Raw genomic sequence first — 20,276 nt, 5'->3', positions numbered from 1 at the left:
CGTGAAGAGAGCCGAGGAGCGGCAAGGTGTTCAACGACATAGGCGCACTCGAGCTGGTCACCATCGTGGTTCTCGGCATCCTCATCTTCGGCCCGGACAAGCTCCCGAAGGTGGTCCAGGACGTCTCGGGCGTCATCCGGAAGATCCGCGCCTTCTCCGACAGCGCCAAGCAGGACATCCGCTCCGAACTCGGCCCGGAGTTCAAGGACTTCGAGTTCGAGGACCTGAACCCGAAGACGTTCATCCGCAAGCAGCTCGCCGAGAACGAGGACCTCCAGGACATCCGCAGCAGCTTCGACCTGCGCAAGGAGCTGAACGAGGTAACCGACGCCGTCAACAGCCAGGAGACCGAGGCCGCCCCCGACCTGCTGAAGAAGCCCGCCGCCCCGGCCGCGGAACGGCGGAGCTGGTCCGACGCCGACGCCACCTGAGCCTCGTCCTGCCCGGCGATCCGGGGTCCGGTGGCTATCCTCCATGAGTCCGGACCAGGGCGCCCGAGGTGGGGGGTCCCCCCAACGACCTGTGGGGGAGGGCCGTTCCGGACCCAACGGAACGAGAGGCCGCATCGATGGAGACGACGAGCAGCAGCCGGGTCGGCACACAGCCCGCAGAAGCACCCGAGCTGCCCGAGCTACCCGACCTAGCCGCCGCCGCAGCACCGGCCGAACCTGCCGCAGCACCGGCAGCACCGGCAGCGCCGACCGTGCCCGCGGCACCGGCGGTACCCGCCGGTGCCCCCGCGACGGCGCCCGCGCCGCCCCAGGAGGCCGCCCGGCCCGTCCCCGCGGCCCGGCGCAGGGCCGAGGGCTTCCTGCGGGCCGACTTCCCCTGGTACGGGCTGGACGAGGCCTACAGCGGCCCGCGCTGGCTGATGCAGGTCGGTACCGGCGCCGACGGCACCGTCGAGCACGGCTCCACCGGCCACGGCGACGAGCCCTCCGTCCGCGGGGAGATCGCCACCGGGGAGAAGGAGCGCTTCGCGGTGGTCATCACGGTCGCCAGCAACCCGCTGCGCCGCAGCGGTGACGGCACCGGCGTCCTGGAGGCCACGTCGGTCTCCTCGGCGGCCTGGCTGGCCGGCTCCGGGCTGCTGGCCTACAGCTGGCCCGGGCAGATGGACCACAGCCTGCGCGACGACTGGCTGGAGCAGCAGACCGAGGCCGCCTGGGAGCTCGCCGACGACCTCGACGGGCCCGACTGGTCGGTGCTGTCGCTGCCCGTGGACGGCGAGCCGACGCCCTTCCGCTACCGCGAGTCCGAGTTCGGCTGGGTGCTGGCCGGGTCCACCGCGGCCGGCGTGCACCTGGGCGCGTACGGACGGGGCATGAGCGCCTACGGGCTCGGCTTCTCCGTCATCGGCGACCTCACCGCGTACCAGCAGTAGCCCGCAGCGCGTACGCGAAAGGGCACCGCCGGCGGCGGTGCCCTCCACTGGCGCGGCCCGGGGCCCGGGCCGCGCGGTTCAGAACTTGTTGCGCGGGGTGATGCCCAGCGACATGCCGGCCAGGCCCCGGGAGCGTCCGCCCAGCTTGCCCGCGATGGCGCGCAGCGCCGCGCCGGCGGGGGAGTCCGGGGCGGCCAGGACGACCGGCTCGCCCGCGTCGCCGCCCTCGCGCAGGCGGACGTCGATCGGGATGGAGCCGAGCACCGGGACGGTCGCGCCGACCGTCTTGGTGAGGCCGTCGGCGACCTTCTGGCCGCCGCCCGTGCCGAACACGTCGACCATCTCGTCGCAGTGCGGGCAGGGCAGGCCGGACATGTTCTCGACCACGCCGACGATCTTCTGGTGGGTCTGGACGGCGATCGCGCCGGCCCGCTCGGCGACCTCGGCCGCGGCCTGCTGCGGGGTGGTGACGACGAGGATCTCCGCGTTCGGCACGAGCTGGGCCACCGAGATCGCGATGTCGCCGGTGCCCGGCGGCAGGTCGAGCAGCAGCACGTCCAGGTCGCCCCAGAACACGTCGGCCAGGAACTGCTGGAGGGCCCGGTGCAGCATCGGCCCGCGCCACACGACGGGCGCGTTGCCCGGGGTGAACATGCCGATGGAGATGACCTTCACGCCGTTGGCCGACGGCGGCATGATCATGTTCTCGACCTGGGTGGGCCGGCCGTCCACGCCCAGCATGCGCGGCACGCTGTGGCCGTAGATGTCCGCGTCCACGACGCCGACCTTCAGGCCGTCGGCAGCCATCGCCGCGGCCAGGTTCACCGTCACCGAGGACTTGCCGACGCCGCCCTTGCCGGAGGCGACCGCGTAGACGCGGGTCAGCGAGCCCGGCTTGGCGAACGGGACCTCGCGCTCGGCGGTGCCGCCGCGCAGGCTGGCCGCCAGCTCCTTGCGCTGCGCGTCGCTCATCACGTCCAGCGACACGGCGACCGAGGTGACCCCGGGGACCTTCGCGACCGCCTCGGAGACGTTCTTCGTGATCGTCTCGCGCATGGGGCAGCCCGACACCGTCAGGTAGACCGTGACGGCCACCGCGCCGCCGTCGCCGACCTCCACCGATTTGACCATGCCGAGCTCGGTGATCGGCCGGTGGATCTCGGGGTCGTTCACCGTCGCCAGCGCGTCGAGGATCGCGTCCTGCTCGGGCACGGCGGCGGAGCTTGTGTCGGTAGCCATGCCCCCGATGGTACGGCTCGGTAGCCTGCCACCGGTAAGGCCGCTAGCGGTCGCCTTCGTCACTCTCCGCCGGGAATAGACGACGCTCGTCCATCTCCTTGATCAGGTCCTGGAACTCCGACCGGATCCAGTCGCGCGTGGCCACCTCGCCCAGGCCCATCCGCAGTGCCGCGATCTCCCGGGTCAGGTATTCCGTGTCGGCGATGGACCGCTCGTTCTGCTTGCGGTCCTGTTCCAGGTTGACGCGGTCGCGGTCGTCCTGCCGGTTCTGCGCGAGCAGGATCAGCGGGGCCGCGTACGAGGCCTGCAGCGACAGCATCAGCGTCAGGAAGATGAACGGGTACTCGTCCCAGCGCAGGTGCGACGGCGCGAACACGTTCCACAGCACCCACATGACGATGACCAGGGTCATCCAGACGATGAACCGGCCCGTGCCGAGGAACCGGGCCACCCGCTCCGACAGCCGCCCGAACGCCTCCGGGTCGTACTCCGGCAGCAGCGAGCGGCGCGACGCCCGCGGCTGGTCCAGCCGCACCCGCGAGCGCGTCAGCGCGCTCGACCCGGTCGACTGCCCGGACCGGGCGCGCTCGGCCCGTTCGGCCGCCCGCTGCTCGGTCCGCTCGGACCCGTCGAGCAGCCCGCTCTCGCGCGCGTGGGCCCGGGCCTGCTCGCGCCGCTCGCGGATCTGCTCCCGGCGCCGCTCGCGGGCCTGCTCGCGGTCCCGCCCCCGGTCAGTAGCCACGTACGACCTCCTCTGCGTGGAAGTCCGTCTCCCGCCAGTCGTCCGGCAGCAGGTGGTCCAGCACGTCGTCCACGGTCACCGCGCCCAGCAGCGCGCCGCTCTCGTCGACGACCGGCACGGCGACCATGTTGTACGCGGCGAGGAAGCTGGTCACCGCGGCCAGCGAGGCGTCCGGCCGCAGCGGCGGCAGGTCCGTGTCCACGATCGAGCTGACCAGGGTGAACGGCGGGTCCCGCAGCAGCCGCTGGAAGTGCACCGTGCCCAGGTACTTGCCGGTCGGCGTCTCGTCGGGCGGCCGGCACACGTACACCTGCGCGGCCAGCGCCGGCGACAGGTCCGCCTGCCGCACCCGGGCCAGCGCGTCCGCGACGGTCGCGTCCGGCCGCAGCACGATCGGCTCGGTGGTCATCAGACCGCCCGCGGTGTTCTCCTCGTACGACAGCAGGCGGCGCATGTCGGCGGCGTCGTCCGGCTGCATCAGCGTCAGCAGCCGCTCCTTGTCGTCCTCGGGCAGCTCCGACAGCAGGTCGGCCGCGTCGTCCGGGTCCATCGCCTCCAGGACGTCGGCGGCGCGCTCCTCCTTCAGCTTGCCGATGATCTCCACCTGCTCGTCCTCGGGCAGCTCCTCCAGGACGTCCGCGAGCCGGTCGTCGTCGAGGGCGCTCGCCACCTCGGCGCGCCGCTTCGGGGTCAGGTGGTGCAGGACGTTCGCCACGTCGGCCGGGCGCATCTGCTCGAAGGTGGCGACCAGGTTCTCGGCGCCCTGGCCCTCCTCCTCCAGGGAGAAGCCGGTCACCGCCGACCACTCCACGGTCAGGGTCTCGCCGCGGCGGCGCAGCGCCCCGCCCTTGCCCTTGCGGACGAAGATCTTGTCGATCTCCCAGTCGCGGCGGGCCGGCAGCTGCTGGATGGCCACGTCGAGGACGGTGGCCTCCTCGCCGGTCGCGGTCAGTCGCACCCGCCGGTCGAGGAGCTCGCCGAGGACCAGCCGCTCGGTGGGCCGCTGCTCGAAGCGCCGCATGTTCACCACCCCGGTGGTGATCACCTGCCCGGACTCCACGCCCGTCACCCGGGTCATCGGCAGGAAGATCCGCCGCCGGCTGACCACCTCGACCACCAGGCCCAGCAGCCGCGGCGGGCGCCCGCCGACGCGCAGCATCGCGACGAGGTCGCGGACGCGACCGACCTGGTCGCCGTTGGGGTCGAAGACGGGCACACCCGACAGATGCGACACGAAGATCCGTGGGGCGCCTCCAGCCATACCGGCGCCTCCTGTTGCCTCGTGTCCACCGACGGTCCTGCCGCCCCTCAGGCTAGCCCGTGCCGCGCACAGACGTCCTGGTGGGGCCGTCCGCCCGGGGAGACCCCGCGGGCACGGCCCCCGCCGTACGGGCGGGTACGCTGCCTGCTGCCCGAAGACGTACGACGAGAGGCACCTGCCCGTGACCGCCTACTTCCCCGCCGTGCGCCTGCGCCGGGTCGCCTTCGCCGGTGTCCTGTGCGCGGGCCTGGCCGTCACCGGCACGGGCTGCGGGGCGGATCCCGACAAGGGCACGAACGGGGTCGGTAAGCTCTCCGCGAGCCAGATCGAGGGCAAGGCGAAGGCCGCGGCCGGCGCGGCCACCTCGGTGCACCTGTCGGGCACGCTGGTCAGCGGCGGAAAAACCTTCACGCTCGACGTGCGCCTGGGCAAGGACGGCGGCTCCGGCGAGGTGAAGTCCAAGGAGGACACCTTCCAGCTGCTGCGCGTCGGCGAGCAGCTCTACCTGAAGGCGAGCGCGGCCTTCTGGGGGACGTCCGAGGCGGCCGGGAAGCTCGGCGACAAGTACGTGAAGGTGCCCGAGAGCGACTCCACCTACAAGCAGTTCCGCGGCTTCACCGACATGCACGTGCTGCTCGACGGCCTGCTCGGGCTCGACGGAAAGCTCGCCAAGGTCGAGGAGTACACCAAGGTCGGGCCTACCCGCGCGGTCCAGGTGACCGCCAACCAGGGCAAGGGCGGCAAGCTGTCGGTCTCCCTGGAGGGCACCCCGTACCCGCTGCGCATGGAGCGGGCCGGCGGTGCCGGGGCGGTCGACCTCAGCGACTGGGGCAAGCCGGTCCCGCTGGAGGCGCCCCCGGCGGACCAGACCCTCGACTACGGCTCCCAGCTGCCCACGACGAAGGGGACGGAGCCGGGCGGGACGCCCTCCCCGGCCCCCGGCGGCGGCAAGGGAACGGGCCAGGGCTCGAACCCGGGCCAGTAGGCACGGGCCCACCCGCCCGCGGGCCGGCTCCGGCTACCGGGCGGACCTGCGGCGCTTCAGCAGCAGTTTCGGCAGCCCGGCCGGGATCGGCCGGCGCGTGACCGCCGGCGCGCCCTGCGGGACCGCGGCCAGGGAACCGTCCGGCAGGTCGGTGGTCGCCGCGACCGGCTCCAGGCGCAGCAGCCGGCACTCGCGGGCCCACCGCGCGGTCATCTCCTCCGAGTCGGAGGCGTTCAGCCGCTTGCCCTTGAGCTCGGTGACGGCGGCCTCCCACGGCTCGCTGCCGGGCGCGAGTTCCCGTACGGCCGCGGTCCACGCCACCAGCCGGCCGCCCTTGTCCTTGCTGCGTACGGTCACCTCGGCGGCCGCCCCGTCCGCGAGGCCCGGCAGCGGCTGCTCCCCGGGCCCGTCGCCCAGCACGTGGGCCGCGCCGTCCACCCAGGCGTGCCACAGGGGCCGGTCGGCCCCGGAGCCGCGGACCCAGATGAGGCCGGACTTCTTGGTGGCCTCCTCGACGAGGGCCAGGTCGAGCGTGCTGAGAGTCATGCGCACAGCGTAGGGGGTCGGGCGGGGCGGCCCCGGGGCCGCCCCGAGGGCCTACAGCCAGCCGTTGCGGCGCAGTGCGCGGTGGATGGTGAAGCAGCTGGCGATGATGGCCGTCATCACCATCGGGTAGCCGTACTCCCACCGGAGTTCGGGCATGTAGTCGAAGTTCATCCCGTAGACGCCGCAGATCATCGTCGGCACGGCGATGATCGCCGCCCAGGAGGTGATCTTGCGCATGTCCTCGTTCTGGGCGACCGTCGCCTGCGCCAGGTTCGCCTGGAGGATCGAGTTCAGGAGCTCGTCGAAGCCGACGACCTGCTCGTGCACCCGCGCCAGGTGGTCGGCGACGTCGCGGAAGTATTTCTGGATGTCCGGGTCGACCAGCCGCATCGGTCGCTCGCTGAGCAGCTCCATCGGCCGCAGCAGCGGGGCGACGGCCCGCTTGAACTCCAGGACCTCGCGCTTGAGCTGGTAGATGCGGCCCGCGTCGCCGCCGCGCGCACTGCCCTTGGCAGGCGCGGCGAACACCGCGCTCTCCACCTCGTCGATGTCGTCCTGCACGGCCGCCGCGACCGCGATGTACCCGTCGACGACGTGGTCGGCGATGGAGTGCAGCACGGCCGAGGGGCCCTTGGCGAGCAGCTCGGGGTCGTCCTGGAGGCGGTGGCGCAGCCCCCGCAGGGAGCCCTGGCCGCCGTGCCGGACCGTGATGACGAAGTCGGTCCCGGTGAAGCACATCACCTCGCCGGTCTCCACGACTTCGCTGGTCGCGGTGAGTTCGGCGTGCTCGACGTAGTGGATGGTCTTGAAGACGGTGAAGAGGGTGTCGTCGTAGCGCTCCAGCTTCGGCCGCTGGTGCGCGTGGACGGCGTCCTCCACGGCGAGCGGGTGCAGGCCGAAGACGGCGGCGATCCCCGCGAACTCCTCCTCGGTCGGCTCGTGCAGGCCGATCCAGGCGAACCCGCCGTCCTCGCGGACCCGCCGGATCGCCTCACGCGGCGTCAGGCAGGCAGGTCCGGTGACGCGCCGTCCGTCGCGGTACACGGCGCAGTCGACCACGGCGCTGCTCGCCGAGGGGTCGCGCGTGGTGTCGTAGCCGGGCTGGATGGGGGTGGACCGGCGCAGGGCCGGGCGTACGGCGGCACGCAGGTAGGGCAGCATCGACATGGCAGGCTCCTTCGCGCGTGCGGCGGCAACCGCACGGGGTGTGGAGGCCCCTTCCGGGCGGCACGGCAACCGTCGGCGGGCGGGCATGCCGAAGCGACCGGAAGGAACAAACAGGACGGGAGGACAACGTTCTGCCGTCGCTCTTCTGCTGATCAGATGATCAAAACGGGCGAAAGGCGCCCGTACGGGACGCGGAAGAGCGGTTGGTACTGCACGATCGACTTCGCTTCATCGCAGTCCCCACCTCCTCCGGCCGGTCCTCCGTGGAGGACTTCCTGTCGCCTGATGCCCGGAGACATTCCCCCAGCTACCGCTGGGGGTACCCCCATGCATGCGGCATCGGCCAGCGGACAACACTATCAGCCGACGGATGGTCAAGACCCGCCCTTTACCCACCTCATACGAGTTCTATGCTCGCCCCATGGCAGAAATTCTGGCTCTCGTCGAGGCCCGGCTGCGCAGTGCACTCGGTGAACCCGACGCCCGCGCCGCCGTCACCTTCCTCGGCACCGACCGCATCGAAGTCCTCCGCTTCACCGGCGGCGGCCTCGTCCGGTACGCGACCCTCGGCATGTCCGCGACCCCGATGACCGACCCGACCGCGATGGTCGCCGACCCGCTGCGCGGCCCCCGCGCCGAGCTGGTGCTGACCGTGCGGGAGGGCCGCGCGGCCACCGACAAGGTGCTGCGGCCCCTCGCCGTGCTGGCCGCCTCCCCGCAGGTCGAGGGACTGGTCGTGGCGCCCGGCGCCTCCCTCGACGTGGGGGAGCCGCTGTGGGAGGGGGCGCCGTTCACCTCCGTGCTCGTCGCGGAGCCGGGCGGGCTGGTGGAGGACCTCGCACTGGACGAGCCGATGGACCCGGTGCAGTTCCTGCCCCTCCTGCCGATGACGCCCAACGAAGCGGCGTGGAAGCGGGTGCACGGCGCGGCCGCCCTCCAGGAGCGGTGGCTCGCACGGGGCGCGGACCTGCGCGACCCGCTGCGCTCCGCCGTGCCGCTGGACTGAGGCATCCGGACGGGTGATCGCGTCTTGACGGCGCGCCGGGCGGGGAGGAGCGTTGCATCTTATGAGGGGCGAACCGAGTTGCCCGAAGTGCGGTGGCCGGGTCAGGGCGCCCGGACTCTTCTCCGACTCCTGGCAGTGCGCGGTGCACGGCGCGGTGCACCCGTTGCAGCCCGTCATCCCGCCCAGCGTCGAGGGCCTCGGCGTGGTGGTGCACCGGGCCCGGGTGCCAGTGTGGATGCCGTGGCCGCTGCCGGTCGGGTGGCTGTTCACGGGGGTGGCCTCGGCCGGTGACGACCGCAGCGGGGGCAGGGCGACCGCCGTGGCCTGCTCGGGACCCGGACCGCTGGGCGGGATGGGGGAGTTGTTGCTGATCGCCGAGGAACTGGGCGTCGGGCTGGGCGCGCGGTTCGCCGGGATCGACGGCCCCGACCCGGGCACCTGCCTCGACGTGTCCGCCCCTCCGCACACCAAGGTCGTCGCGGCGGGCCGCCCCACCCCGCTGTGGCACGTGAAGGACGCTCCCGACAACCGGGCCGTCTTCGCGGGCGAGGCGCGCGGGCTGTGGCTGTGGGCGATCGCCTGGCCGGAGCAGTCGGGCGTGCTGTTGTACGACGAGCTGGTGCTGACGGACCTGCGGGACGCGGGCGCCGAGCTCGAACTCCTGCCGTGCGGCGCCGTGAGCCCGCGGATCCTCGACCCGTAGCGGCGACACCCGTGGCGGCGGCACCCGTGGCGGCGGCACCCGTGGCGGCGGCACCCGTGGCGGCGACACCCGTGGCGCGGCCGGCACCGGCGGCCGCGGCCGCCGGAGGGGGCGGGGGGAGCGGGCGCGCGGCCGGACGTTATCCTGAGGTGTCCCCCGTACCCGCGACCCCTGGAGCCATGGCCGTGCGCATCGACCTGCACGCCCACTCCACGGCCTCCGACGGGACCGAAACCCCCGCCGAGCTGGTCCTGGGAGCGGCCGCCGCCGGGCTCGACGTGGTCGCGCTGACCGACCACGACACCGTGGGGGGATACGCCGAGGCCATCGCCGCGGCCCCGCGCGGGCTCACCGTCGTCCCGGGGATGGAACTCTCCTGCCGCCTCGACGGCATCGGGATGCACCTGCTCGCGTACCTCTTCGACCCCGAGGAGCCCGCGCTCGCCCGTGAGCGGGAGCTCGTCCGCGACGACCGCACCCCCCGCGCCCAGGCCATGATCGACAAGCTCCGGGCGCTCGGCGTGGACGTCACGTGGGAGCAGGTCTCCCGGATCGCCGCCGGCGGCTCCGTCGGCCGCCCGCACATCGCGACCGCCCTCGTCGAGCTGGGCGTCGTCCCGACCGTGTCGGACGCGTTCACCCCGGACTGGCTCGCCGACGGCGGCCGCGCCTACGCGGAGAAGCACGAGCTCGACCCCTTCGACGCCATCCGCCTGGTCAAGGCCGCCGGCGGCGTCACCGTCCTCGCGCACCCGGCCGCCGTCAAGCGCGGCCGCTGCGTCCCCGAGGCCGCGATAGCCGACCTCGCGGCCGCCGGCCTGGACGGCATCGAGGTCGACCACATGGACCACGACGCCGACACCCGCAGCCGGCTCCGGGCCCTCGCCGGCGAGCTGGACCTCCTCGTGACGGGCTCCAGCGACTACCACGGCAGCCGCAAGACCTGCCGCCTCGGCGACTACACCACCGACCCCGAGGTCTACGGCGAGATCACGCGCCGCGCGACCGGGGCCTTCCCCGTGCCGGGCACCGGCGGAGCCGCCGGCGCGTGACGCCCCTTTCCGGTCCGCTACCGGAAGGTGCTCCCGCGCTGCCCCGCCCCTCCTCTTCCTTCGAAACACCCCACTCTCTGCAAGGCATCACTGTGTTCGACTTCGCCGTCTTCGGATCCCTATTTCTCACGCTTTTTGTGATTATGGACCCGCCGGGCATCACGCCGATCTTCCTCGCCCTGACCTCCGGCCGGCCCGTCAAGGTGCAGCGCCGGATGGCCTGGCAGGCCGTCTGCGTGGCCTTCGGCGTCATCGCGGTCTTCGGCATCTGCGGCCAGCAGATCCTCGACTACCTGCACGTGTCCGTCCCGGCCCTGATGATCGCCGGCGGTCTGCTGCTCCTGCTCATCGCGCTCGACCTGCTCACCGGCAAGACCGACGAGCCCAAGCAGACCAAGGACGTGAACGTCGCCCTCGTGCCGCTGGGCATGCCGCTGCTCGCCGGTCCCGGTGCGATCGTGTCCGTCATCCTGGCCGTCCAGAAGGCCGACGACGTCAGCGCCCAGGTCTCGGTCTGGTGCGCGATCATCGCGATGCACGCGGTCCTGTGGCTCACCATGCGCTACTCGCTGGTGATCATCCGGGTCATCAAGGACGGCGGCGTCGTCCTCGTGACGCGCCTCGCGGGCATGATGCTCTCCGCCATCGCCGTCCAGCAGATCATCAACGGCGTGCTCCAGGTCGTCCGGGGCGCCTGACCGGCCCCGAAGCGCCAGCGCGCACGCGAACGCCCCCGCACCGAATCGGCGCGGGGGCGTTCGCGTGCTGGACTGCGCGCCCAGAAGTGTCAGGAGGACGCACTCTCGGCCGGTCGGATCAGGATGCGCTGGCCGATGGCGGCCGCCTGCTGCACGATCCGGTTGACGGAGGCCGCGTCCACGACGGTGCTGTCCACGGCGGTTCCGTCGACGTCGTCCAGGCGCAGAATCTCGAAGCGCACGGCTTCTCCCTTCGTCAGTGTTCTCCTTGCATCGGTTCCCAACGAAGTGTAAAGCTCAAACATTCCCTACGCTAAGGAAATTTTTTCCCAGGCTAACTACCGGGCGTCGACTGCACCCCAGAACGCGGCCAGCGCATCCGCCGTGACCTGCGGGTTCTCCGCATTCGGCGAGTGTTCCGCACCCGGCACCACCACGCGCCGAGCTCCCAGACGTTGTGTCATGTCGTCCATCAGCGGGACCGGCCAGGCGTAGTCCACTTCGCCCGACAGGACCAGCTTCGGCAGGTCGACCCCGCTCAGCTCCCCCACCCGGTCCGGCTCGGAGACCAACACCCGCCCGGTGGCGATCAGCTGCTCCGGTACGGTCGCCAGCCACCGGTCCCGCAGGAACTCCGCCAGCTCCGGAGCGTCGGCCACCGCGTCCTGCGGGTCGTACGCGCGCATGGCCGTCCAGACGCCCGCCATGTCCTCCCGCATCGCCTCCAGCGCCGCGACCAGCAGCTTCGTCCGCTCCCGCTGTTCCTCGGCGATTGCGGCCGGCCCGCTGCTCATCAGGGTCAGGGAGGCGAACGGCGCCGCGTCGCGCAGCACGGCGGCGCGCGCGATCAGCCCGCCGAGCGAGTGCCCGACCAGGTGCACCGGGCCCCCGTCGACGGCGGCCGCCTGCGCCAGCACGTCCTGCGCCAGCTCGTCCAGGGCGTACGCCGACTCCTCGCGCGGCCCGGGGGACTCGTGCTGGCCGCGCCCGTCGACGGCCACGGCCCGGTAGCCGTGCGCGGCCAGCGGCTCCAGGAGACCGATGAAGTCCTCCTTGCTGCCCGTGAAACCGGGGACCAGCAGGGCCGTCCCGCGGACCGGCTCGCCCGCCTCGTGGACGGCGAACTCGCCGCGGGCGGTCGGGAGGCGGTACGCACGGGCGTCGGACGGCAGGGTAAGGCGCGGCGGCTTGCTCATGGCCCGAGGTTACCGGTCCGTAGCATCCCGTCCCAGCCCGGGAGGCCGCCCCCGTACGCCGCGGGCCCCGGCCCCCCCTGGGAAGGGGGAACCGGGGCCCGGATCACGATGTTGCGGGGGCTCAGGCCTCCGCGGTCGGCGCCACGGCCTTGCGGGTCCGGGTGCGCTTCGGCTTGGCCGGAGCCTCCTCGGCCACGGCGGCCTCGGCCACCGGCGCCTCCTCGGCCACGGCGGTCTTGCGGGTCCGGGTGCGCTTCGGCTTCGCCGGAGCCTCCTCGGCCACCGGCGCCTCGACCGCCGGGACCTCCGCCGCGGGTGCCACGGCCTTGCGGGTCCGGGTGCGCTTCGGCTTCGCCGCGACCTCCTCGGCCACCGGCGCCTCGGCGACGGGAGCCTGCGCGACCGGGGTCACCGCGGCGGCCGGGGCGGCCTTGCGCGGGGCCCGCGCACGGCGGGCCTGGACCGGCTCGGACGGCGGGGCGATCTGGAAGTCCGGCTCGGGGCCGGCCGGCACCAGGACCGGCGCCTGGACGGGCGCGGCCGCGGCCGCCGCCAGGATCGAGGTCTGGGTGGGCTTGCGGGTACGGGCCTGCCGCGGCGCGGCCGGAGCCTTCGCCGGCGCGGCCGCCCGGGCCGCGGGTGCCTCGACGACGGGTGCCTCGAAGACCGGGGCCTCGACGACGGGCGCCGCGGCCGCGGCAGCCTCGGCGACGACCGCAGCGGCCGGGGCAGCGGCCGCAGCGGCCGAGGCCGAGGCCGAGACCCGGGTACGGCGGCGGCGCGGCCGGCGCGGCTGGTCCGCGTCCGGGGCCTCCTCGACCGCCGGAGCAGCCGGAGCCGTGACGGTCGCCGGAGCCTCGGCCACCGGAGCGGCGTCGACGGAGTCGGCGGCGATCTCGGCACCGCCGCGGGTACGACGGCGCTCGCGCGGGGTCCGCGTCCGGGCCGGACGCTCCGCGGCGGGGGCGGAGGCCGCACCGCGGCCGCCCCGGCCGCCGCGGCCGCCGGTCTCGCCCAGGTCCTCGATCTCCTCGGCCTTCAGGCCGGCCCGCACGCGCTCGGAGCGCGGCAGGATGCCCTTGGTGCCGGCCGGGATCCCCAGGTCCTCGAACAGGTGCGCGGAGGTGGAGTACGTCTCCACGGGGTCGTGGAAGTCCAGCTCCAGCGCCTTGTTGATCAGCTGCCAGCGCGGGATGTCGTCCCAGTCGACCAGGGTGATCGCCGTGCCCTTGGCGCCGGCGCGGCCGGTGCGGCCCACCCGGTGCAGGAACGTCTTCTCGTCCTCGGGCGTCTGGTAGTTGATGACGTGGGTCACACCCTCGACGTCGATGCCGCGGGCGGCGACGTCGGTGCACACCAGCACGTCGACCTTGCCGTTGCGGAACGCGCGCAGCGCCTGCTCGCGCGCGCCCTGGCCCAGGTCGCCGTGGACGGCGCCGGACGCGAAGCCGCGGCGCTCCAGCTGCTCGGCGATGTCGGCCGCGGTGCGCTTGGTACGGCAGAAGATCATGGCCAGTCCGCGGCCCTCGGCCTGCAGGACGCGGGCCACGAGCTCCGGCTTGTCCATGTTGTGCGCGCGGTAGACGTGCTGGGTGATGTTGGCGACGGTCGCGCCCTCGTCGTCGGGCGAGGTGGCGCGGATGTGCGTCGGCTGCGTCATGTAGCGGCGGGCCAGACCGATGACCGCGCCCGGCATGGTCGCCGAGAACAGCATGGTCTGCCGCTTGGCCGGCAGGTGGTTGATGATCTTCTCGACGTCGGGCAGGAAGCCCAGGTCGAGCATCTCGTCGGCCTCGTCGAGGACCAGCGCCTTGACGCGCGACAGGTCGAGCTTGCGCTGACCGGCCAGGTCGAGCAGGCGGCCCGGGGTGCCGACGATCACGTCGACGCCCTTCTGGAGCGCCTCGACCTGGGGTTCGTACGCGCGGCCGCCGTATATGGCCAGGACGCGGACGTTGCGGACCTTGCCCGCGGTCAGCAGGTCGTTGGTGACCTGCGTGCACAGCTCGCGCGTCGGGACGACGACGAGGGCCTGGGGGGAGTCGGTCAGCTGGTCGGGCGTGGCCCGGCCGGCCTCGACGTCCGCGGGGACGACGACCCGCTCCAGCAGTGGAAGGCCGAAACCGAGCGTCTTGCCGGTTCCGGTCTTCGCCTGGCCGATGACGTCCGTGCCGGAGAGGGCGACGGGGAGGGTCATCTCCTGGATGGGGAAGGGGGTCACGATGCCGACGGCTTCGAGGGCCTCGGCGATTTCGGGAAGGATCCCGAGTTCTCGGAACGTAGTCAGGGTGCTGCCTCTTCTGTGAGACGCGGCGCGAGGCGGCGAGGGGGGTCGTACCGTGCCGGGCTTGCAGTACTGCATGTACGTACGAAGCTGCGCGGGACCACTGCCTTCGCTCAAGCCGCCAGTGCCGCTGAGGGGGCCCCTCGTGGACGCGGTACGCATGGACGTACGCATCATCCGAGGGCGGTCGGGTTGGAGCCGATCGGGCCACCGACCGGGCATCCTCATGCGATGGCCCGCCGAGTATTCGGCAGGCGCTTTACCACTGTACCCCGGAATCGCGCAGGCGTGTCGGGTGAATTCACCTGGTCGTCGCGTTCGGGTGGACGGAAGGCAGTGCGACGTGATGGCGTCGGAGGTGCGAGGGCGGGCTATTGTGCGGAGCATGTCGACCGTAGAAAACGCATCGCCCGCCGACGACGGCGCCCCCGCCGAGGCGACCGGTATCGCCGCCCAGGACTGGGCGACCGCCTCCGCCTCGCCGCAGTACCGGGCCGCCGTCGTGGACCTGCTGGGCGCACTCGCGTACGGCGAGCTCGCGGCCTTCGAACGACTCGCGGAGGACGCGAAGCTCGCGCCCACCCTCGACGACAAGGCCGAGCTCGCGAAGATGGCCTCCGCGGAGTTCCACCACTTCGAGCGGCTGCGTGACCGGCTCGCGGCGATCGACGTCGAGCCCACCGCCGCCATGGAGCCCTTCGCCAAGGGCGTCGACGACTTCCACCGCCAGACCGCGCCGTCGGACTGGCTGGAGGGCCTGGTCAAGGCGTACGTCGGCGACTCGATCGCCAGTGACTTCTACCGCGAGGTCGCCAGCCACCTGGACGCCGACACCCGCGCCCTCGTGCTCGCCGTCCTCGACGACACGGGCCACGGCGGCTTCGCCGTCGAGAAGGTGCGCGCCGCCATCGAGGCCGACCCGCGCTGCGGCGGCCGGCTCGCCCTGTGGGCGCGCCGCCTGATGGGCGAGGCGCTCTCGCAGGCCCAGCGGGTGGTCGCCGAGCGCGACGCCCTGTCCACCATGCTGGTCGGCGGCGTCGACGGGATGGCGGCCGGCTTCGACCTGGCGGCCGTCGGCGAGATGTTCGCCCGGATCACCAAGGCCCACACCAAGCGGATGGCGGCCCTGGGCCTCGCCGCCTAGCGCCCGCGGCGGCACGGAATCCGCCGCCGCCCCCGCATGCGCCGGCCCCGGCGCGCCGTGTGCGCGCCGGGGCCGTGGCGTACCGCGCTCCTGGGGAGTCGGACGGCCTTGGACCGGAGGGCCTAGCCGCGCCGGCGCCTGCGGCGGTCAGCCCCGCGACGGAAGCGAAAAGGGCCGGTGGGCGGGGCGGGAGCCGGACTGCCGGACCGGGCGCAGCAGCAGCGACAGCACCACGGCGGCGACCAGCACCGAGCCGACCAGGGTCGCGGTCACCGTGCCGTGCCCCGGGCCGAGCGCGTACTGCGTCAGGTACGCCCCGAACAGGGCGCCCAGCGCCCCGCTGACGAACACGACGCGCGGCGACGGCAGTCGCGGGGCGAGCAGCCGCAGGGCCGCTGCCGCCAGTGCCAGGCCCAGCAGGACGGAGCCGAGCGCCTCGATCAGCAGCATGGGGGCCTCCCGCAGGTCAGGGGCTAACCGGTCACACCGGTCCTACCCGAAGCGGAAGACACGGAAACGGCCCGGTGGATTCAACCACCGGGCCGTTCAGTCCAGTTCTCGGACCGTGCCGGACCGTGCCGGAACGCGTCAGGCCGTGCCGAAAGGCATCAGGCCGTGCCGAAACCGACCTTGCGCGCGCTCGGCTCGCCCAGGTCGACGTACGACAGGCGCTCGGAGGGCACCAGGACCCGGCGGCCCTTGGTGTCGGTGAGGCTCAGCAGCGGTGCCGAACCGGTCAGCGCCTCGGAGACGATGCGCTCGAGCTCCTCGGCGCTCAGGTCGCTCTCCAGCACGATCTCCCGGGGTGCGTGCTGCACACCGATCTTGACCTCCACGGCTTTGTCCCTCCGACGCTCGGTTGTGCGCGATCAGCCGCGCCGTACCCGGTCCACATTAGCCCGCAGAGGCGACACGCAAGCGGCTCGGCGGACACGCTGGCAGCGAACAGCGGATCACGCCGGGGCGCCGTCCGCACCGTGCAGCGGGAAGCCCGCGATGCCGCGCCAGGCCAGCGAGGTCAGCAGCCCCACCGCCTTGTCGCGGGCGACCGGGCTCTCGCTGGAGAGCCAGTACCGGGCCACGACCTGCGAGACGCCGCCCAGGCCCACGGCCAGGAGCATCGACTCGTCCTTCGACAGGCCGGTGTCCTCGGCGATCACGTCCGAGATCGCCTCGGCGCACTCCAGCGACACGCGGTCGACGCGCTCGCGCACCGCCGGCTCGTTGGTCAGGTCGGACTCGAAGACCAGGCGGAACGCGCCGCCCTCGTCCTCCACGTACGCGAAGTAGGCGTCCATCGTCGCGGCCACGCGCTGCTTGTTGTCCGTCGTCGACTCCAGCGCCCCGCGCACCGCCTGGAGCAGGTTCTCGCAGTGCTGGTCCAGCAGCGCCAGGTAGAGGTCGAGCTTGCCCGGGAAGTGCTGGTACAGCACCGGCTTGCTCACCCCGGCCCGCTCGGCGATGTCGTCCATCGCCGCCGCGTGGTACCCCTGCGCGACGAAGACCTCCTGGGCCGCGCCCAGGAGCTGGTTGCGTCGGGCTCGGCGCGGCAGGCGCGTGCCCCGGGGACGCGCTGCATCCGTCTGCTCGATGGCTGTCACGCCGCCTCCCACTTTCTCTGTTGCCGCAGTGCCTCTGCGCCGCGCCCGCCATCGTACTTTTCGGTAACCGAATCTGTAGGGTCGAAGCCGAGTTTTCTCGCTGTACGGACCGCCCGGACGCGCTGGTCAGCGGCGCCGGGAGCGGTTACCGAACGGTAGTCCGGGGCGGCCGGGCGCGGTCGGCCGAAGGGGCCCGGGCCCCTCAGCGGTAGTCATCCTCGTCCAAGGGCACCACCCGGGACTGATCGACGGCGTCCCCGTCGGCGGCCTCGCCCCGTTCCACCCCCGTGACCCGCTCGTCATCGTCCTCGGGCCGCAGCTCGGCCTGCTGCTCCGCGGCGTCGGCCTCGGGCGCCTCCGCGTCGAGCGCATCCCGGATCCTTCCCCGGAAGGTCTCCGGCTCCGCCGGGTCGACACTCATCTGGCTCCCCTTCTTCCCTCACCCCTCGTGGTCCTGCCTCACCTATGAGCCTAGGAGGATCGCGGGTGCGCCGCTACGTGGACCCCGGGCATCCTGCGCGGGTCTGTGATGCCGAACACAAGAGTCCGGACGTGATCGTCTCGTAACATTGCCCCCATGTCTTCGACCGAGCTGCCGGGTGTGCGATCGGCCACCGAGCCGTCCTTCCGGGCGGGAGCCGCCCGGGTGGCCGAGGGGGAGCAGCTGCGCACGGCCCTGCTGCCCGGCCTCGAACTGACCGTGCGGTCCCGGCCCGCGACCCGTACCGGACTGCCGCCCGCCCTGTTCGTGCACGGCCTCGGCGGCTCCTCCACCAACTGGTCCGCCCTCATGGCCCTGCTGGAGGACAGCGTCGACTGCGAGGCCGTCGACCTGCCGGGTTTCGGCTGGTCCCCACCACCGGTCGACAAGGACTACTCGGTCACGGCGATGGCCCGCGCGGTCATCCGCCACCTCGACGCCGCCGGCCGCGGCCCCGTCCACCTGTTCGGCAACTCCCTCGGCGGCGCCGTCAGCACCCGCGTCGCGGCCGTCCGCCCCGACCTCGTGCGCACGCTGACGCTGGTCTCGCCCGCACTGCCCGACCTGCGCATGCAGAAGTCGGTCCTGCCGACCGTACTCCTCGCCGTGCCCGGGATGACCGGTGTGCTGAACCGCCTGACCGGCGGTCTCACCGCCGAGCAGCGCACCCGCGGCGTGATGCGGCTCTGTTACGGCGACCCCGCCCGGGTGCGCCCCGAGGACTTCCGCACCGCCGTCGACGAGATGGAGCGGCGGATGGCCCTGCCGTACTTCTGGGAGGCGATGACCCGCTCCACCCGCGGCATCGTCGACGCCTACACCCTCGGCGGGGAGCACGGGCTCTGGCGGCAGGCGCAGCGGGTGCTCGCCCCGACCCTGCTGGTCTACGGCGGACGCGACCAGCTGGTCGCCTACCGTACGGCCCGGAGAGCGGCTGCGTCCTTCCGGGGCTCAAGACTGCTGAGCCTCCCCGCGGCCGGGCACGTGGCGATGATGGAATACCCCGAGGCGGTGGCGAACGCCTTCCGGGAGCTGCTGCACGACACCGACCGAGATACCGAAGACGGCAGGGGCTGACCACCGTGGGACGACATAGTCGCAAGGGCCCGGCCCCCGCTCCCGCTCCGGCGCGCCCGGCGCCCGCGCCCGCCGCGCACCCCCCGTACGAGAGCCGTGACCCGTACCCCTACGAGCCGCACCTCTCGTACGGGGACCACCCGCCGTACGGGGAGCAGGCCGGGTACGGGCAGCAGCCCGGGTACGGTGGGCAGCCCGGGTACGAGCAGCCCCCCGGCCAGGCGCAGCAGCCCGGTTACGACCGGTACCCGCTGCCCGACCAGTACCTGCCGTACGACCGGTACGACCCGTACGACCAGCACGCTCCATTTGATCAGCACGCCCCGTTCGACCAGCACCCCCCGTTCGACCAGCACGCTCCGTTCGACCAGCACTCCCCGCACGGCCAGGTCCCGACGTACGAGGAGCCGCGCGGGCGCCGCCGCCGCACCGAACCCACCGTCGCCCACCAGGGCTACGCCCCCGTCGGCGCCCCCGAGCCCGGCGCGCGGCCCGGCGGCCGCCCCGAGCAGCGCGAGCCCGGCGGCGCCTGGGGCACCGACGCCGGCTCCGTCCACGGCGACCGGCGCGGCACGGCGCGCGCCTCCGGCGCGTCCGCGGCCGTGCTGGACACCGGCACCCCGGCCTTCAGCACCCCCGCGGCCGGCCCCGCCGACCCCTTCACCGCCACCGGCGCGCAGCGCCGCGTGGTGCCCTCGCCCCGCGAGGAGGCCGCGCCCGCCGAGAGCGAGGAGGAACGGTCCTCCGGCCGCAGCTCCAAGGCCCGCACCTACGGCGCCGTGGCGGGCGTGGCCGTCACCACCGCGATCGCCGTCGTCGTGGCCACCCAGATGCTCACCGGCGGCGACACCAAGACCTCCACCCCGCAGGCCGCCGGCAGCGCCTCCGACCGCGCCCAGCCCGGCCAGTCCGCGGCCTCCCGCTCCGACGGTCGCGGCGCCCCCGAGGCCCCGGCCGCGGCACCGGCGCCGGCCGCGCCCGAGCTGTCGTACGAGCAGAAGATGGCCCAGCAGCTGCCGCTCGACGCGAAGCTGAAGGGCTCGGGCGCCTTCGACACCGTCCCCGGCGTCGCGGCCGCCCCCGGCAAGGGCAAGGTGGTCCGCTACCGCGTCGACGTCGAACAGGGGCTCGGCCTGGACGCGCAGCTGTTCGCCGAGGCCGTCCACCGCACCCTCAACGACGACCGCAGCTGGGGCCACGGCGGCACCAAGACCTTCGAGCGCGTCCCGGGCGGCGGGGCCGAGTTCGTGATCACCCTGGCCAGCCCCGGAACCACCGGCGTGTGGTGCGCGAAGTCCGACCTGGACACGACGATCGAGAACGTCAGCTGCGACTCCGCCAACACCGAGCGCGTGATGATCAACGCGTTCCGCTGGGCCCAGGGCTCGCAGACGTACGGCCCGGACCAGATGCTCGCCTACCGGCAGATGCTCATCAACCACGAGGTGGGCCACCGGCTCGGCCACGGGCACGTGAACTGCCAGACCCCGGGCGCCCTCGCGCCGATCATGCAGCAGCAGACGAAGTCCCTCGACATCGGCGGGATCGCCTGCAAGCCCAACCCCTGGGTGTTCCCCGGCAACTGACGCGCGGCGGGCGGCGCCCCGCGGCGAGGCCCTTCGGTAGCGGCCTCGAACGCGAACCGTACGGGAAAGTTACGACTCTTCACCCCTTCCGGTGGGGGGGGGGGGGGGGGGCGGGCGGCGGCGC

The 20,276-nt window shown here is 73.3% G+C and carries 22 protein-coding genes; 10 read left to right on the top strand and 12 right to left on the bottom strand.

Annotated elements, in window-relative coordinates; translation table 11 throughout:
• The first annotated feature begins 26 nt into the window (after nt 1–26).
• Entirely contained in the window at nt 27–431 is a 405-nt protein-coding gene (locus ACFVGY_RS10075) for a sec-independent translocase (protein WP_385673772.1), read from the top strand.
• Between the two features lie 137 nt (nt 432–568).
• Nucleotides 569–1,384, top strand: coding sequence for a hypothetical protein (locus tag ACFVGY_RS10070; protein WP_385673769.1), 816 nt, complete (start codon nt 569–571; stop codon nt 1,382–1,384).
• A gap of 78 nt (nt 1,385–1,462) precedes the next feature.
• On the opposite strand, the gene ACFVGY_RS10065 is transcribed toward ACFVGY_RS10070, so the two are convergent.
• The 3 genes from ACFVGY_RS10065 to ACFVGY_RS10055 form a co-directional block, all read right to left on the bottom strand.
• Nucleotides 1,463–2,623 carry an Mrp/NBP35 family ATP-binding protein gene (locus ACFVGY_RS10065; RefSeq protein ID WP_385673766.1) on the bottom strand — a complete coding sequence of 387 codons (1,161 nt, stop codon included), beginning with the start codon at nt 2,621–2,623 and terminating at the stop codon, nt 1,463–1,465.
• 43 nt (nt 2,624–2,666) lie between these two features.
• Nucleotides 2,667–3,260, bottom strand: coding sequence for a DUF1003 domain-containing protein (locus tag ACFVGY_RS10060; protein WP_385674002.1), 594 nt, complete (start codon nt 3,258–3,260; stop codon nt 2,667–2,669).
• Between the two features lie 94 nt (nt 3,261–3,354).
• Nucleotides 3,355–4,626, bottom strand: coding sequence for a magnesium transporter MgtE N-terminal domain-containing protein (locus ACFVGY_RS10055; RefSeq protein ID WP_385673764.1), 1,272 nt, complete (start codon nt 4,624–4,626; stop codon nt 3,355–3,357).
• A 181-nt stretch (nt 4,627–4,807) separates the two neighbouring features.
• Here ACFVGY_RS10055 and ACFVGY_RS10050 point away from each other — a divergent pair, with 181 nt between their 5' ends.
• Nucleotides 4,808–5,611: a hypothetical protein gene (locus tag ACFVGY_RS10050; RefSeq protein ID WP_385673761.1), complete on the top strand. Its 804-nt coding sequence runs from the start codon at nt 4,808–4,810 to the stop codon at nt 5,609–5,611.
• A 33-nt stretch (nt 5,612–5,644) separates the two neighbouring features.
• Here the strand turns inward: ACFVGY_RS10050 and ACFVGY_RS10045 are convergent, their stop codons facing one another.
• Together ACFVGY_RS10045 and ACFVGY_RS10040 are read right to left on the bottom strand one after the other, a co-directional pair.
• Nucleotides 5,645–6,157 (bottom strand): hypothetical protein, encoded by a 513-nt coding sequence (locus tag ACFVGY_RS10045; RefSeq protein WP_385673758.1) that lies wholly within the window; start codon nt 6,155–6,157, stop codon nt 5,645–5,647.
• 51 nt (nt 6,158–6,208) lie between these two features.
• On the bottom strand, nt 6,209–7,324 hold the full coding sequence (locus tag ACFVGY_RS10040) for a magnesium and cobalt transport protein CorA (protein ID WP_385673755.1): 1,116 nt from the start codon (nt 7,322–7,324) through the stop codon (nt 6,209–6,211).
• Between the two features lie 421 nt (nt 7,325–7,745).
• Between ACFVGY_RS10040 and ACFVGY_RS10035 the strand changes: the two genes are divergently transcribed.
• The 4 genes from ACFVGY_RS10035 to ACFVGY_RS10020 all read left to right on the top strand — a co-directional run bounded on the left by ACFVGY_RS10035 (nt 7,746) and on the right by ACFVGY_RS10020 (nt 10,783).
• Nucleotides 7,746–8,330, top strand: a complete 585-nt coding sequence (locus tag ACFVGY_RS10035; protein WP_385673752.1) for a suppressor of fused domain protein — start codon at nt 7,746–7,748, stop codon at nt 8,328–8,330.
• Nucleotides 8,331–8,391: 61 nt separating this feature from the next.
• Nucleotides 8,392–9,033, top strand: coding sequence for a DUF6758 family protein (locus ACFVGY_RS10030; RefSeq protein WP_385673749.1), 642 nt, complete (start codon nt 8,392–8,394; stop codon nt 9,031–9,033).
• 185 nt (nt 9,034–9,218) lie between these two features.
• On the top strand, nt 9,219–10,085 hold the full coding sequence (locus tag ACFVGY_RS10025; RefSeq protein ID WP_385673999.1) for a PHP domain-containing protein: 867 nt from the start codon (nt 9,219–9,221) through the stop codon (nt 10,083–10,085).
• A 92-nt stretch (nt 10,086–10,177) separates the two neighbouring features.
• The gene (locus tag ACFVGY_RS10020) at nt 10,178–10,783 is read left to right on the top strand and encodes a MarC family protein (protein WP_385673746.1); all 606 of its coding nucleotides are present in this window, start codon (nt 10,178–10,180) and stop codon (nt 10,781–10,783) included.
• Between the two features lie 89 nt (nt 10,784–10,872).
• On the opposite strand, the gene ACFVGY_RS10015 is transcribed toward ACFVGY_RS10020, so the two are convergent.
• The 3 genes from ACFVGY_RS10015 to ACFVGY_RS10005 form a co-directional block, all read right to left on the bottom strand.
• Entirely contained in the window at nt 10,873–11,025 is a 153-nt protein-coding gene (locus tag ACFVGY_RS10015; protein WP_007266367.1) for a hypothetical protein, read from the bottom strand.
• Nucleotides 11,026–11,121: 96 nt separating this feature from the next.
• Nucleotides 11,122–11,979 carry an alpha/beta fold hydrolase gene (locus ACFVGY_RS10010; RefSeq protein WP_385673743.1) on the bottom strand — a complete coding sequence of 286 codons (858 nt, stop codon included), beginning with the start codon at nt 11,977–11,979 and terminating at the stop codon, nt 11,122–11,124.
• Nucleotides 11,980–12,100: 121 nt separating this feature from the next.
• Nucleotides 12,101–14,200: a DEAD/DEAH box helicase gene (locus ACFVGY_RS10005; RefSeq protein WP_385673740.1), complete on the bottom strand. Its 2,100-nt coding sequence runs from the start codon at nt 14,198–14,200 to the stop codon at nt 12,101–12,103.
• Between the two features lie 448 nt (nt 14,201–14,648).
• Between ACFVGY_RS10005 and ACFVGY_RS10000 the strand changes: the two genes are divergently transcribed.
• The gene (locus tag ACFVGY_RS10000; RefSeq protein ID WP_385673737.1) at nt 14,649–15,407 is read left to right on the top strand and encodes a ferritin-like fold-containing protein; all 759 of its coding nucleotides are present in this window, start codon (nt 14,649–14,651) and stop codon (nt 15,405–15,407) included.
• 147 nt (nt 15,408–15,554) lie between these two features.
• Here the strand turns inward: ACFVGY_RS10000 and ACFVGY_RS09995 are convergent, their stop codons facing one another.
• From ACFVGY_RS09995 to ACFVGY_RS09980, 4 genes are all read right to left on the bottom strand, one after another.
• Entirely contained in the window at nt 15,555–15,857 is a 303-nt protein-coding gene (locus ACFVGY_RS09995) for a hypothetical protein (RefSeq protein WP_385673734.1), read from the bottom strand.
• A 158-nt stretch (nt 15,858–16,015) separates the two neighbouring features.
• Nucleotides 16,016–16,243 (bottom strand): DUF3107 domain-containing protein, encoded by a 228-nt coding sequence (locus ACFVGY_RS09990; RefSeq protein ID WP_385673731.1) that lies wholly within the window; start codon nt 16,241–16,243, stop codon nt 16,016–16,018.
• A gap of 117 nt (nt 16,244–16,360) precedes the next feature.
• Nucleotides 16,361–17,008, bottom strand: a complete 648-nt coding sequence (locus tag ACFVGY_RS09985; RefSeq protein WP_385673728.1) for a TetR/AcrR family transcriptional regulator — start codon at nt 17,006–17,008, stop codon at nt 16,361–16,363.
• A 202-nt stretch (nt 17,009–17,210) separates the two neighbouring features.
• Nucleotides 17,211–17,429: a hypothetical protein gene (locus ACFVGY_RS09980; RefSeq protein ID WP_385673725.1), complete on the bottom strand. Its 219-nt coding sequence runs from the start codon at nt 17,427–17,429 to the stop codon at nt 17,211–17,213.
• A 156-nt stretch (nt 17,430–17,585) separates the two neighbouring features.
• On the opposite strand from ACFVGY_RS09980, the gene ACFVGY_RS09975 reads away from it, so the two are divergent.
• On the top strand, nt 17,586–18,566 hold the full coding sequence (locus tag ACFVGY_RS09975) for an alpha/beta fold hydrolase (RefSeq protein ID WP_385673722.1): 981 nt from the start codon (nt 17,586–17,588) through the stop codon (nt 18,564–18,566).
• 5 nt (nt 18,567–18,571) lie between these two features.
• Nucleotides 18,572–20,152, top strand: coding sequence for a DUF3152 domain-containing protein (locus ACFVGY_RS09970; protein ID WP_385673720.1), 1,581 nt, complete (start codon nt 18,572–18,574; stop codon nt 20,150–20,152).
• The last annotated feature ends 124 nt before the right edge of the window (nt 20,153–20,276 follow it).

The organism is Streptomyces sp. NPDC127106, from assembly GCF_042677605.1.
Classification (GTDB): Bacteria; Actinomycetota; Actinomycetes; order Streptomycetales; family Streptomycetaceae; genus Streptomyces.
Note: the sequence above shows the minus strand (reverse complement) of the source record. Positions and strands in the feature narration are given on the sequence as shown.